The 13,609-nt window shown below is 56.1% G+C and carries 12 protein-coding genes; 3 read left to right on the top strand and 9 right to left on the bottom strand.

All coding sequences use genetic code 11. From position 1 onward, the window contains the following. Positions 1-17: 17 nt before the first annotated feature. From JJL52_RS02900 to JJL52_RS02890, 3 genes are all read right to left on the bottom strand, one after another. Positions 18-677 (bottom strand): peroxiredoxin, encoded by a 660-nt coding sequence (locus JJL52_RS02900; RefSeq protein WP_202050894.1) that lies wholly within the window; start codon positions 675-677, stop codon positions 18-20. A 163-nt stretch (positions 678-840) separates the two neighbouring features. Then, the gene (locus tag JJL52_RS02895) at positions 841-1,704 is read right to left on the bottom strand and encodes a M28 family peptidase (RefSeq protein WP_202050893.1); all 864 of its coding nucleotides are present in this window, start codon (positions 1,702-1,704) and stop codon (positions 841-843) included. A 160-nt stretch (positions 1,705-1,864) separates the two neighbouring features. Beyond that, entirely contained in the window at positions 1,865-2,515 is a 651-nt protein-coding gene (locus JJL52_RS02890) for a TetR/AcrR family transcriptional regulator (protein WP_236994010.1), read from the bottom strand. Positions 2,516-2,695: 180 nt separating this feature from the next. Between JJL52_RS02890 and JJL52_RS02885 the strand changes: the two genes are divergently transcribed. Both JJL52_RS02885 and JJL52_RS02880 read left to right on the top strand, forming a co-directional pair. Then, positions 2,696-4,237 carry a SulP family inorganic anion transporter gene (locus tag JJL52_RS02885; protein WP_202050891.1) on the top strand — a complete coding sequence of 514 codons (1,542 nt, stop codon included), beginning with the start codon at positions 2,696-2,698 and terminating at the stop codon, positions 4,235-4,237. Positions 4,238-4,277: 40 nt separating this feature from the next. After that, on the top strand, positions 4,278-4,970 hold the full coding sequence (locus tag JJL52_RS02880) for a carbonic anhydrase family protein (RefSeq protein WP_202050890.1): 693 nt from the start codon (positions 4,278-4,280) through the stop codon (positions 4,968-4,970). A gap of 410 nt (positions 4,971-5,380) precedes the next feature. Here the strand turns inward: JJL52_RS02880 and JJL52_RS02875 are convergent, their stop codons facing one another. Together JJL52_RS02875 and JJL52_RS02870 are read right to left on the bottom strand one after the other, a co-directional pair. Next, complete coding sequence (locus tag JJL52_RS02875) at positions 5,381-5,524, bottom strand: hypothetical protein (protein ID WP_202050889.1); 144 nt, start codon at positions 5,522-5,524, stop codon at positions 5,381-5,383. Positions 5,525-5,547: 23 nt separating this feature from the next. After that, positions 5,548-6,021 carry a cyclic nucleotide-binding domain-containing protein gene (locus JJL52_RS02870; RefSeq protein WP_202050888.1) on the bottom strand — a complete coding sequence of 158 codons (474 nt, stop codon included), beginning with the start codon at positions 6,019-6,021 and terminating at the stop codon, positions 5,548-5,550. Between the two features lie 318 nt (positions 6,022-6,339). On the opposite strand from JJL52_RS02870, the gene JJL52_RS02865 reads away from it, so the two are divergent. Continuing rightward, entirely contained in the window at positions 6,340-9,198 is a 2,859-nt protein-coding gene (locus JJL52_RS02865) for a histidine kinase dimerization/phosphoacceptor domain -containing protein (RefSeq protein ID WP_236994009.1), read from the top strand. Positions 9,199-9,337: 139 nt separating this feature from the next. On the opposite strand, the gene JJL52_RS02860 is transcribed toward JJL52_RS02865, so the two are convergent. From JJL52_RS02860 to JJL52_RS02845, 4 genes are all read right to left on the bottom strand, one after another. Further along, entirely contained in the window at positions 9,338-9,979 is a 642-nt protein-coding gene (locus JJL52_RS02860; RefSeq protein WP_202050886.1) for a TIGR04282 family arsenosugar biosynthesis glycosyltransferase, read from the bottom strand. 131 nt (positions 9,980-10,110) lie between these two features. Beyond that, positions 10,111-11,085 (bottom strand): arsenosugar biosynthesis radical SAM (seleno)protein ArsS, encoded by a 975-nt coding sequence (gene arsS / locus JJL52_RS02855; RefSeq protein ID WP_202050885.1) that lies wholly within the window; start codon positions 11,083-11,085, stop codon positions 10,111-10,113. A 333-nt stretch (positions 11,086-11,418) separates the two neighbouring features. After that, a complete protein-coding gene (locus tag JJL52_RS02850) occupies positions 11,419-12,465 on the bottom strand; it encodes a methyltransferase domain-containing protein (protein ID WP_202050884.1) in 1,047 nt (348 codons plus the stop codon). Positions 12,466-12,490: 25 nt separating this feature from the next. Further along, positions 12,491-13,606: an inorganic phosphate transporter gene (locus tag JJL52_RS02845; RefSeq protein WP_202050883.1), complete on the bottom strand. Its 1,116-nt coding sequence runs from the start codon at positions 13,604-13,606 to the stop codon at positions 12,491-12,493. Positions 13,607-13,609 lie beyond the last annotated feature (3 nt).

Here is a 13,609-nt window from a genome sequence, read left to right as displayed (position 1 = left end):
TGCGCAAGGACGGCCTCTCACTTGGGGGGATGGGCAACGCGCAGATAAGGTTTCAGCGTCTTCCAGCCTTGGGGAAACATCGCCTTCGCCTCCTCGTCGGATACGGCCGGGGAGATGATCACGTCTTCGCCGCTCTTCCAGTTGACCGGCGTTGCCACCTTATGTTTCGCAGTCAATTGCATAGAGTCCAATACCCGCAAAATTTCGTCGAAATTGCGGCCGGTCGCCATCGGATAGGTCAGCATCAGCTTGATTCTTTTGTCCGGGCCGATGATGAAGACGGTGCGCACCGTCGCGTTGGTGGCGGCAGTTCTGCCTTCCGATGTGCCCGGCTCGTCGGCGGGCAGCATGTTGTAAAGTTTGGCAACCTTCAGCTCGTCGTCGGCGATAATCGGATAATTGACCGCGCAGCCTTGAGTTTCCTCGATATCCTTGCACCATGCCGTGTGGCTTTCGACCGGATCGATGCTCAGGCCGATGATTTTGCAGTTGCGTTTGCGAAACTCGGGCTCCAGCTTCGCCATGTAGCCGAGCTCGGTCGTGCAGACGGGCGTAAAGTCTTTCGGATGCGAAAAAAGGATTACCCAACTGTCGCCGATCCATTCGTGAAAATTGATCGTACCCTGTGTCGTTTTGGCCGTGAAATTCGGCGCTTCATCATTGATTCTAAGAGCCATGTGCGTCCTCCTAATATTTTCAAACTCATGCCGAGATATCACTCTCGGAAAAATGCCGCGGCGCCGGCAAGCCGCTGAATCATACCGGTGCCGCCGCTGCCTTCGAATTGACCCAACTCACCTCCTCTTTAATTCTGCCGAAAGATAAATCGGTCGATCCGGCTTACTGTTCGGCTTTCAACATCAAAAACACTCCATTCGCGACCCGCGCGAAAGAGCGATAATCGAGCTTGTCGGGCTTGTCCTCGGGCGTGTGGTAGTACGGGTAGCGGTAGGGCGCCGTATCGGTGATCATGAAGGCCTTATAGCCGTGCCGCCAGAACGCCATGTGGTCGCTCCAGAATATGCCGGGGACGAAGGAAGGGGCGGCGATCGACTGCACCGGAAAATCGCTGGCCGAACAAAAGTTTTTCAGGCAGCGCCGCATGATCCGGCCGGAGCCGAGGTTCGAAACGAAAGCGATGAAATTGCCGGTATCCGGATAAAAATATTTCAGGAAAGGCGGATAAAACTGACTGTCGGGCTCATCGCTGTAATAACCGATCGTTTCCAGCGAAATCATGTAGCGGATCCGGTCGCCGCGCCGCTTGGCGGATCTTGCGTAAACCATGCTGCCCATGTTGCTCCAGAAGAAAAACGGCGGCTCTTCGTTCACGAAAGCGACGAAGCGCAACGTCACTGCCGGCTGATCACGCTTGAACAAGCGCGAAAGCTCCAGCAACGCCGCCACGCCGCTGCCGTTGTCGTTGGCCCCGGGGCTGCCCGCGACCGAATCGTAATGCGCGCCGATCAGAATGACTTCCTCGCTGCGGTTGGTGCCGGGGCAGGTTATTTCCAAGTTGCTGCATTCTCCGCCTCTTACCCGATAGCTCTGCTTGCGGACCCCGTAGCCCTGGTGCCGCCATTGCTCGGCAATATAATCGGCCGCCGCCGCGAGCGCTTCGGGATGAAAAACGTTGTGTTCTCCGATTCCGCCGGACAGTTTCTCGACATGATCCTGCAGCTGCTGTACGGTAATTTGGTTCATGTTTTTATGACCAAATACTGAATTATCCGTTGCAAAGCGGGACAAATTTCAGGGTAAAAGCCCTGCAAATAAGGATAATGGACCGGATTTTCCTATTTCCGGTGTAAGGACGAGTAAGGGCACTGGAACCTTATCACCCACGCTTTCAGCGCTCCGGTTTTTAGCTTCGAATACAGGAAAACACCAGATCCTCCAGAAACGCGACGATTTTCAGTTCGTTCTTATCGTTCCCGAAATCGGTCAGTGACGGCAGATGATTCATGAAAAAATTCTGGAAATGGGCCATTTCGATGATCGTGGAGGCCAACGATTTCGGATAGCGATAGTCCGGACGGCACTCCAGAATGATATTTCCGATCATCGCGCACAAATCCTTGTACGGCTTGAACAGCCGGTCCTTGTTGTCTTCCGAAACCCGTCGGGTCAAATAGGTTTTCGACCCTTCCGTGATGATGATCTGATGCAGCAGACTTTCGTCGACATGATGAGTGCTCAAGTCATCTTCCACGGAAAAGGCCAGCAATTTGATCACCTTTTTTAGTTTGATTACCGGGTCTTGAATATTGTGGGTCTGAAAGGCGACCTGATATTCGAGCCAGCTCCAATACCAGGCTGCGATATAAACCAGCAATCGGTGCTTGTTCTCGAAATAACGGTAAATGCCTGCCTCGGTCGTGCCGATGTGTTCCGCCAGTTTTTTAAACGTAAACGCTTCGAAACCGTTTTGATGGATCAACAGGATGCTGTGCTGAATGATTTTCCTGCCCAGTTCCGACTGTTCGGGATCTTTGAGAAAGAGTTTCTCATTCATTTTGAAATGCAGTTGTATGTCCATGATGTCGGGTTAAGCTTTTTGCGGGATTGACTTGTCGATAGGGTATGCCGGCAGGACGGCTACGGGCCGGGAAAAAATTATACTTGAAGCATTACAATTTACAATGATAGTATTGCTATCGATTTCTGAAAGCATTGCTATTCTCGGTGACCTGTTATGTCCACCCCAAGACTGTTTCAAGAGTTCAAAAGCGATTTATCGGCCAGCATCGTGGTATTTCTGGTAGCGGTGCCTTTGTGCCTGGGCATTGCCTTGGCGTCCGGCGCGCCTTTGTTTGCCGGCATTTTAGCGGGAATCATCGGCGGCATCGTGGTGGGGATCGCCAGCGGTTCGCCTTTGGGCGTCAGCGGACCGGGCAACGGCTTGACTATTCTGGTAGCCTCTTCCGTCGCCGCGCTCGGGTCCTGGCCGCAATTCCTGACCTGTGTCGTGCTGGCCGGCGCCCTGCAGTTGATACTCGGTTATCTTGAGGCGGGGTTCATCGCTTACTTTTTTCCCTCTTCGGTGATCAAGGGGATGCTGGCGGGCATCGGGCTCTTGATCATCCTCAAACAGATACCCCACGCGCTGGGCTACGACAGGGATTTCGAAGGCGATTTCTCGTTTTTGCAGGCGTCCGGCGAAACGACTTTGTCCGCGATCGGCAATGCCGTACAGGCCATTACCCCGGCCGCGCTGCTGATTTCGCTTTTGTCGCTGGCGATCCTGATCCTATGGGAAACGGTGCTGATGAAAAAACACAAACTGTTCCAGGTGCTGCAGGGTTCTTTGGTTGTGGTTTTTATCGGCATCGCGATCAATTACTGCATCCGGATGGGATTTTTAAATTTGAGCCTGGCACCCGATCATCTGGTCAACATCCCGGTTCCGGAAAACATGGCCGGCTTTTTCGGCCAGTTTATTTTTCCCGATTTTTCGATGATCACTCGCTTCGAAGTCTGGAAAATTGCCTTCCTGATTGCGGTGATTGCCAGTCTGGAAACCCTGTTGAGCGTGGAAGCCGCCGACAAACTGGATCCTTACAAACGTGTAACGCCGCCCAACCGGGAATTGAAGGCGCAGGGTCTTGGTAACATCGTCTCGGGATTGTGCGGCGGCCTGCCCATTACCCAGGTGATCGTGCGCAGTTCGGTCAATATTTCGTTCGGCGGCAAGACCAAGCTGTCGGCGATCCTGCACGGCGTCTTCATCCTGATCAGCGCGATCACGTTGGCCGAACTCCTCAACATGATCCCGCTGGCCAGCCTGGCGGCGATCCTGATCACGGTCGGCTATAAGCTGGCCAGGCCGGCCCTTTTCAAACAGATGTACGCCCAAGGCAGCGAGCAGTTCGTGCCGTTTGTCGCCACGGTGATGGGCCTGTTGGCGACCGACCTGTTGACCGGAATCGCGATCGGAATGGTTTTCGGAATCTTTTATACCTTGCGCAACAGCTACCTGAACGGTTATTCGATGAAAGACACCGTCACTTCGAAAGACGGCCGCAAAACGCATCATCTGGTGCTGGCGGAAGTGGTGTCTTTTTTCAACAAGGCCAATATTCTCCAGGTGCTGGATTCGATCCCGGCCAATTCGAAAGTGATCGTCGATGGTTCCCATTCGAAATCGATCGCTCAGGATGTCGTCGAGGTCATTAAAAACTACGAGCACAGCGCCAAAACCAAAAACATTTCCGTAGAAAAAATCAATTTAATCTGATCCGCTTCAATTAACCCGTTCACACGCAGGATAATCGACCATGAAAACCCTGACCAAAGAATTGCAGGCCCTAATTACGCCCCGGATAGCGCTGAATTTGCTGCAGGAAGGCAATAAACGCTTCGTGAGCAACCTGAAGATTAACCGCAACCTGCTGCAGCAGGTCAACGAAACCTCCGACGGCCAGCATCCGTTTGCGGTGATCCTGAGCTGCATCGACTCCCGGACTTCGGCGGAACTGATCTTTGACCAGGGGCTGGGCGATATTTTCAGCATCCGGATTGCCGGCAACATCATCAACGAAGACATCCTGGGCAGCATGGAATTTGCCTGCAAAGTCGCCGGCGCCAAGATCATCGTCGTGCTGGGTCATACCAAGTGCGGCGCGGTGAAAGGGGCCTGCGACCACGTCGAAATGGGCAACCTGACCGCGCTGCTCGGCAAACTGCAGCCGGCGGTCTATCAGGAGAAAACCGAAACGACGAACCGGAACTCCGGTAACGGCGATTTCGTGGAAAAAGTGGCGATGATTAACGTCAGACGCACCGTCCATGCGATCATGGAGCGCAGCCCGATCCTGAAGGAAATGATTCAAAACGGAGAGATCGGCATCGTCGGCGGCATGTATGAAGTCGGCAGCGGTGCGGTGGATTTTTATGAAGATACCTTGATCATCAACGAATCGGGTAAAGCCGGCGCCCCGCCAGACAAAACAACGGCCAGAACCGAGTAAAATGCGAATTAAGCGCTGCATCAGGGTTGTCCCATCAACTATTTGCAGAGCAAATCCCCCCTGCCCCCCTTTTTCAAAGGGGGGAGAAAGCGGCATCCCTTTTTCAACGGGGATGTCGTTTTGGCCATTGTCGACCGGCCTCTAACCGTGCCGCCAGCATACTTCAAGAGCCGGACAGGATATTTATCCCGTCCGTAACGGTTAAAGCGGGACGGACAAGGGAGATGAGTTTGTGTTTGCGGAGGATTTTCAAACCGGGGGGACGGGGTTATAAACTCCGTCCCGCTCGGTTGAGCATTGCCCACATCGACAATCAATAACGTTTGACAATGCCGCTTTCCCCCCTTTGAAAAAGGGGGGCAGGGGGGATTTTATATAGGCGGCTTTCACAGCGTAACAGCCTTTAGCTCTTAATCCGTATTAAAGGGACCTGCTTTTTCCGCCGAACCGTGCCGGCGCGCCATGGGCTCCGCCTGCGTGCCGGGATAAGCGCCGGGTTTGAAGCGGCGATCGTAAAACTCCAGGCCGGGATGCTGCACCTGCAATTTCAACATGCCGGCGAAACGAGCAACGGCACCTAAGCAAACCCGGCGGGGTTCCATTCATCCATCATCTTCAGGCGCGCCGCATCGAGGCGTACCGACATCAAGCCCGCAAATTTCTTCAACAGTTCGTAGCCGAATTTCGGCTCCTCCTCGCACCGCGCCAGAATCGCTGCCCCGTCAAATTGGAGCACTTCCGACTCCTCCTCGGCCCTGGACTGAAAAGTCCATTTATAAGGCGAGATCAGCCACGACCATCCCAGCACCTGCCCCTGACCCAGCGTCTGGATTTCCAAAGGCGGCCCCAGGATGGCCGGCATCTGCACGGTAATCCGCCCGCGCCGGACTATATAGAACTTGTCCGCATTTTCGCCCTGCCGAAACAGAATTTGCCCCTTTTCGATCACCCGCGTATCCGCGCACTCGGACAGGAATTCCAGGGCCTCATCGTCCAGGCCGGAGAAAAACTCGTGAGCCGACAAATACGCTCTCGTTGATGGATCGCTCATTGTTTGCCTCCATGAATCGACGGTTGATAGAGGGAATAGAAAGATCAACGTATCGTTTTGACAATGAAGATGCTTCGGTTGTCAATCAGGTACCGAATTTTTTCAGTAAAACGTGTCCAAGTCCATGACTCATATCAAAAACCGGTTGTTTCCTCGAAGCGCACTTATAGTAATATCATCCATTCGATAGCCGAATTAAAACGTAAGGAAGCGTTCTTTAATGTACCGGCAGGCCCTTACCCGGCTAAAGCCAAGGTTTAACGGCTGCGTTCATTACTTATGTCTTCTTATTTCAGAATCGATCCCGAGCTCTTCACCTTGAAAACATTACTTCCTTTTCCGGCAAAGGCCGCGACGCTTCCCTTTTCTTGTCCATCGAGCCTGTTCGCCTTACTGTTGGCCTGTATTATCGCCGGGTTTCCGGGTTTTGCCGGCGCCGAACCGCAGCAGCCCCTGCGCGTGGGCTCTGAAATCGGGTTTCTCCCTTATGCCGATATCGACGATCAGGGCCGGGCGACCGGTTTCGCCGTCGAGCTGTTCGAGGCCGTTGCCGCTACGATGGATATTCCCATCAGCTTTCATCCGGGACGCTGGGATACGGTCTGGCAGGGACTGAAAACGGGCAAGGTCTATGCCCTGCCGTTAGTCGCGCATATGCCGGAACGCGAAGGTGAGGTGGAGTTTACTGAACCGCATACGATCGGCTATGACAGCTTCTTCGTACGTAAAGGGCGTAACCCGATTAAATTTATCGAGCAGGCCCGGGGCTTGAACATTATCGTAGTGCGGGCGGATGCCGCACATGATGCGCTCCGCAGCCGTGGTTTTGATCAGCAACTGGTGCTCGTCGATAATCTGGCTGACGGCTTTCGCCTGTTGGCTTCAGGACAGCATGACGCGCTACTGGCCCCACAGCTGCAGGGCAATCAGTTGAGGCATCGGATCGGCCTGGAAAGCATTATCGTGCCGGGCCCTTTGCTCAAGGAATACCGGCGGGAATTCTGTTTCGCCGTCCGTAAAGGCAATACCGAATTACGCGATCGTCTCAATCAGGGCCTCGCCATCGTCAAGGCCAATGGCGAATACGACCGGCTCTACCGGAAATGGCTGGGCATCTATGAGATTCCGACTTTTCCGGTGACCTATTTAGCTTGGGGCATATCGGCTGCTCTCGGCCTGTTGGCATTGATGGGGCTATGGACCTGGCAGTTGCGCCGCCAGGTGGCGCTAAGGACCGCAGAACTGAATCAGGCCTACAAATCCGTGCAGGCCGAACGCCGGCGGCTATATGACGTGTTGCAGGCATTGCCGGTTTACGTGGTACTGCTATCGAAGGATTATCGGGTCATCTTTGCCAACCGTTTTTTCGAACAACGCTACGGGAAAGCCCAAGGGCGGCGCTGCTATAAGTATCTGTTTAACCGCAACGAGCCCTGCGAAGTTTGCGACACCTTCAAGGTATTCCAGACAGGGGCGCCGCTGGACTGGCGGTGGAGCGGTCCGGACGGCCGTGATTACGAAATCCACGACTTTCCGTTCGCGGATACGGACGGCTCGCCGATGATCATGGAAGTGGGCATCGACATCACGGAAATGAAGCGGGCCAAGCAGGCGCTGCACGAAGCCAATGCGTTATTGGAGCAGCGCGTGGCCGAGCGGACAACCGAACTGGAAAAAGCACGGCATGAGGCCGAACAAACACGCGATCTGCTGGAAACGGTAGTCAATCATTTGCCTGCCGCGATCAGCATTCTGCGCGCTTCGGACTTGAGAGTCTTGCTGGTTAATCCGGAGTACCAGAGGATCGCACCGGAAAAAGAAATGGTCGGCAAGCGGATTCAGGAGGTTTGGCCGGAGGTGCCGAACCTTGAAAACATATTCCGAAATGTGGCCGATTCCGGGAAACCGTTCTCGGCCATAGACCAGCCTTATCAAATTCGCCGATCCGAGAACGGACCTGTTGAAGAGGCTTATTTCAGTTGGTCTTTGTACCGCATCCGCCTGCCCGAAAACGGGGAGTGGGGCCTACTGAACACGGCGTGGGAAACGACCGAACGGTGGAAAGTTGATGAAGCTCTCCGCCAAAGCGAATACCGACTGCGCCGCTTCTACGACTCGGGCTTGTTGGGCGTCATCTACTGGAACGTCGACGGGTGCATCGTCGATGCGAACGATAAATTCCTGGAGATGGTCGGTTACGATCGCGAAGATCTGATCGCCGGCCGACTCGACTGGCGGGGGCTAACGCCTCCGGAATACCGGCATCTGGACAATCGCACGCTGCGCGAACTCACGAATAGCGGCGTCAATACAGCTCCTTTCGAGAAAGAATATATCCGGAAGGACGGCACGCACCTGCCTGTAATCGTCGCCGGCGCCTTGCTGGATGACGAGCACTTCAATGGCGTCGCATTCGTCCTGGACATCACCGAACGCAAGCAGGCGGAAGAGGAACTGCTAAGGCTGAACATGGAGCTTGAGCAGCGGGTTCTGCAACGCACCGCCGAGCTTCGGCGCAACGAAGCGCAATTACAGGCATCCCTGAATGAAAAGGAAGTGCTGCTGAAAGAAATCCATCACCGCGTCAAGAACAATCTGCAAATCATCGCCAGCCTGCTCCAGCTGCAATCGGCCGCCCAAACCGACCCCGGGATACAGGAATTGTTTCTGGACAGCCGGCGCCGGATCCGGTCCATGGCCTTGATCCACGAGCAGCTCTACAAAAGCCGGGACCTGAAGACGATCGATTTCGCCGACTATGTGGCGCAATTGGTCAGCCACCTTCACCGCTCGTTTGCGCACACCGTTCCCCCGGTCACGGTCCGTCTGGACATTCTTCCCTTCACGCAGGACATCGACGCTGCGCTGCCGCTGGGGCTGATCGTCAATGAGCTGGTTTCGAACAGCTTTAAGCATGCCTTTCCCCCGCTGAGCAGCAGCGAAAAACGGGAGATTTGGGTGACCCTGGCGCAGGAGGCAGCCGACGGCCTGACGCTGGAAGTGGGCGATACCGGATGCGGCTTCCCGGAGGCCCTGGATCTCGACCACTCGCCTTCGCTGGGCCTGCAACTCGTACAAAGCCTGGTCCTGCAACTGCATGGCCGGCTCACCGTCGAGCGCCGTCAGGGGGCCGTCTTTCGCATCCTCATTCCAGAGGAGAAAGTTTTCTCCGGCTGAAATGCATATTTTTCAGTCATATTCATAATCCAGGGCCGCTTTCCCGATAAACCCGGCACTGGCTCAACAGAAACCGGCTCTCTGACGGAGGTGATCAATCGAGTGCCCCGCAGCGCAATCGTCGCCGGAACAGCGCCGATCATCCGTCCGAGCTATCGAGACAGGATATTTTCAAATACCGCTCCCAATCCTCAAGGGTATCGACATCCCACTGCGACTCCAGCTCGCACAAACTGATCCCGGCCTTCTCGGCGCGTCGGCGGGTTTCGGCCATGACCTTGTCGGTTCCCCAGGGCATGCCGCTGAACAGCACCGGCTGATCGGTCTTCATGCCGATCAGCACATAGCCGCCGTCTATTGCCGGGGAAATCACCGCATTGCTGCCGTTCCCGAGAGCCGCCAGGGCCGCACGCAAATCGTCCGCCGTCAGGCTCGGGCAGTCGCAGCCGATCAGAATCGCCTGCCGGTAATGGCGCAGCGCTTCGGCGAAAGCATTCCGCATGCGCTCGCCTAAGTCATTACCGCGCTGATCGGCGAGGGCGAGCGGATAATCCGCCGCGCATTGGCGAAAAAAAGCGTGCTCGGCATTCGGAGCGCAGCACAGCACGACCGGGCACAACGGCAGCCCAAAGGCGCGCTCCAGCGTCATGCGCGCCAGCCGGCGATGCGCGTCCGCAGCCTGTTCGGCGGTCAGCGCCGGCTGGAGCCGGGTCTTCACCTGGCCGGCAATCGGCGCCTTGCAGAAAATCAGCAATACGCTGTCGGGGAAAAGATAGATCATGCCTATTCAAAAGGCCAAGCGTACGCAGTATTCCCGCGTAGTTCCTGGCTTGGTTCGGAGAAATCAGCGACGGATTGGAGCGGCATCGGTTCGAGGCAACGGGATTTCGAGATTGAAAAAACCGGCCGGCATCACGAAGAAGTGGATTTCAGCGCTCCGCCGCAACTGCTGCCCTGACCCGCCGTGCAGCCGTAGCAATGGGCGGCGGTCGCGATCGGCGCGTTCTCCAACTGTTTCAGATCGAATTCGTCGATATGGAGCCTGGATTCGGCAACGGCGCCCAACGGCATCGCCAGCATCTGATTGAAGTCGCAGTCGTAAAGGTAGCCTTGCCAATCGATGCTGAGCGTATTGAGGCACATCAGGTTATCGAGGTTATCGGAACGAAAGCTGTTTTTGAGCAGATTCAGGTAAGCCTCGAAACGGCCTTGACTGACCAGCATGCTGCCGAAACGCTGGATCGGCATGTTGGCGACCGCGAATAGGCGGTTGAAGACGATCCCGTAAGTGTCCCGAAGGTGCTGTTTATAGGCCTGTTCGAGAAGATGCTGGTCAGGAGGCAGCGCCGCATCCAAGGGATTGTAGACCAGATTGAGTTTCAGCGGACTATCCGGCCGGCCGTAACCCAGGCGGTTGAGGCGCCCGAGAGCCGTCAGGCTTTGCCGGAATACGCCCTTGCCGCGCTGCTTATCGACGTTTTCTTCCAGATAGCAGGGAAGGGAGGCGGTGATCTCTACCTGCTCCGCGGCCAGGAATTCGGCCAGATCCTCGTAGCCCGGCGCCTCCAAAATGGTCAAGTTGCAGCGGTCGATGACGCTAAGGCCGCGCCCGCGTGCCGCCCGCACCAGATAACGGAAATGAGGATGCATTTCCGGCGCGCCGCCGGTCAGGTCCAGGGTGCGTATGGAGGCGGCCTCGGCCAGTGCGAGAACCTGGCCGATAATCCTAAGGCTCATCGACTCGGTGCGCTTCGGCCCGGCGTTGACGTGACAATGCACGCAGCTCAGATTGCACAGATAACCGAGATTCACCTGAAGGATTTCCAGCGGCCGCCGAAAAATGGCCGGAAAGTCGCTGTCGGCCAGCAGCGGTTTGGTGTCATGCATGTTTAATCCTCGGGTTTGCCCTGGGAGAAATCCATATTGCCGTATCGGTATCGATTGCACTTAGGATTTCGTCAAAAACAACTTCCCCCTTTGAAAAAGGGGGATCGAGGGGGATTTGTTTAAAAAATCTCCCCCGCCCCTCGGCAATATAGCTCCTGCATTGCCCTCGATCGCGTGTTCCCGACGTGATCTACCTCACCCTTCCTTGGGCTCGTACCTCCTGTCTCCCTGCAGTCGTCTTTTTCAAAGAGGGGAGTGAAGCCTCTGCTTTTTAAAACAATCCACATTCGGGAAGTTATTTCCTACCAGATCCAAAAGATGACCGGCCGCCTTTCAGCAGCAGGCGCCGTCCGCTTTTGGAGCGCCGGCGGATTGGGGACCCGGCGAACAATCGAACAACCCGAAGTGGCGGGATTTATCCCCCAGCACCTGGAAATGGCCGCCGTAACGGCTGCCGGCCAGCATGTCGGCGGTATTGCCGCAGACCCGCAGCGGGCGGCCGGTCTCGAAATGATGATGATCGTCCAGATCGAAACTGTGCGGATGTTCCGGGAGGCTGCCAAGGTACACCGCCACCTGCCCGAAATCTTCGCACCGGTCTTCGAGCGGCATTTTGAAGGCGCGTACCGTGACCGACTGAAAATTGACCATGCCGATCTTGGCGAATACCTCCGGATCGTCCAAGCTGATCGCATTCCGCTTGACGCTGCGGACGTCCGGACAGCCCAGGTCCTGCAAAATTCGCCGGAAGTCTTCCCAGTACAATGCCCCGCCGAGGCACTCGCCGAGCAGTACACGATCGCGGCGCAATTCGGCCGGGATGCGCCGGTCGGCAAACACGTCGGAAAAATACAGTTCGCCGCCCGGTTTCAGCACCCGGAAGATTTCGGCCAATACGCGGGGCTTTTCGGGCGACAGGTTGATCACGCAATTGGATACCACCACATCGATGCTGTCATCGGCGATCCCGACCGCCGTCAGATTTTCAATATGTCCGTGCAGAAATTCGACATTGGCATAGCCGTAGCGTTCGGCGTGCCATCCCCGGTGCCGCACGGCCACCTCCAGCTGTTCCGGTGTCATATCCACGCCGATCACTCGCCCCGTAGAGCCGACCAGTTTGGACAGCAGATAGCAATCGCGGCCGGTGCCGCAGCCCAGGTCGAGCACGGTTTTGCCCTCCAAAGCCGGCGGCAGCGGCGAACCGCAGCCGTAGAATCGCTCCAGCACTTCCGGATGTAAACCGGCCAATAAGGCTTTCAGATAATTTGGCATTGCCTCGATGCTGCAGCAGGCGCTGGTTTTCAGGTCGCTGCTCGACTGCAGCACCTGTCCGTAATAATGGCGGACCGATTCATTGATTTCGATACTGGTAGTCACTGGATACCTCTTGTTTTGAGCGGAGTTAGTTGCCTGCGGCAATGAAGTAAATTACCATGCCCGAAACGGCCGCGCACGGCAAGGTCAACAGCCAGGACAACGCAATCGATGCGATCACCTGCGTATTGGCCTTGCCGGTGACCAAGCCGATACCGAATAACGATCCCACCGAAACGTGGGTGGTCGAAACGGGCATACCCAGTTTACTGGCGAAGATGACCAACAGTGCGGTGACCAGATTGGCCGAAAGGCCCTGGTCGTGGCTGATGGCGGTAATTTTGTAGCTCATGGTGTCCGCCACTTTGCGGGCATTGAGTACGCCGCCCGCCATCATCGCCAGCCCCACCGCGAGAATTATGCCCTGTTCGGTCATGTTCGGGGCCAGCAACAGCAGGGCGGCTATTTTCGGGGTATCGTTCAGTCCGCGGGCGAAGCAGACGGCGCCCGCGCTGCAGAAATGCAGCCCGTCGCGAAGCTTCAGCATATCGAAGCCGAAGATCATGCCGGCCTGGCGCTCGGCGCAGGCTTCCTGCCGGTCGAGGCTCAGCGCCGGAACGCGAGCGGAATCGAGTACGATGCCCGCATTATCCGCCATCAGCGCCTGACTGTCGGCAGTTTCCAGGCACAGGCACATCGGGTCGTCGACCGGCCTTTTCAGCGACCAACGAGCTACCGTCCAATACAACGTACCGGCCAGCAGCAGGGCCAGAACCGGGCTGACCAACAGCGGCGTCACGAAATTGTTCAGCAAAGGGGTTAAGCTGATGGCGCCGGATGTGGCCAATAAGGTACTGCCGGCCATCGCGCCCAAAAGCGCGTGCGTGGTCGAGACCGGAAAACCGTGGCGTGTGGCCAGGATCACGGTCGCTCCTGCGCCGCCTGCAACCGCGATCATGAACGGCAGGGTATGGATCAATGCATCGGGCGCCAGTCCTTTACCGGAAAATTTGACCAACAAGGTTTGCGCCAAAAACAGCGCGGCGACCGATCCGGCCAGCGTCGATAGGGTTGCCCAGGCAACGGCCTGGCGGTAATTGAGGATGCCGCTGCCGAACAAACTCGCGACCCCTTTGAAATTGTCGTTGGCGCCGTTGGCATAGGCCAGAAAGCAGACACTGAGAAACAACAAGCTGGTAAGCATAAC

The sequence above is a fragment of the Candidatus Methylomicrobium oryzae genome (assembly GCF_016745425.1).
GTDB classification, from domain to species: domain Bacteria; phylum Pseudomonadota; class Gammaproteobacteria; order Methylococcales; family Methylomonadaceae; genus Methylomicrobium; species Methylomicrobium oryzae.
This window is presented reverse-complemented; position numbering and strand designations above follow the sequence as displayed.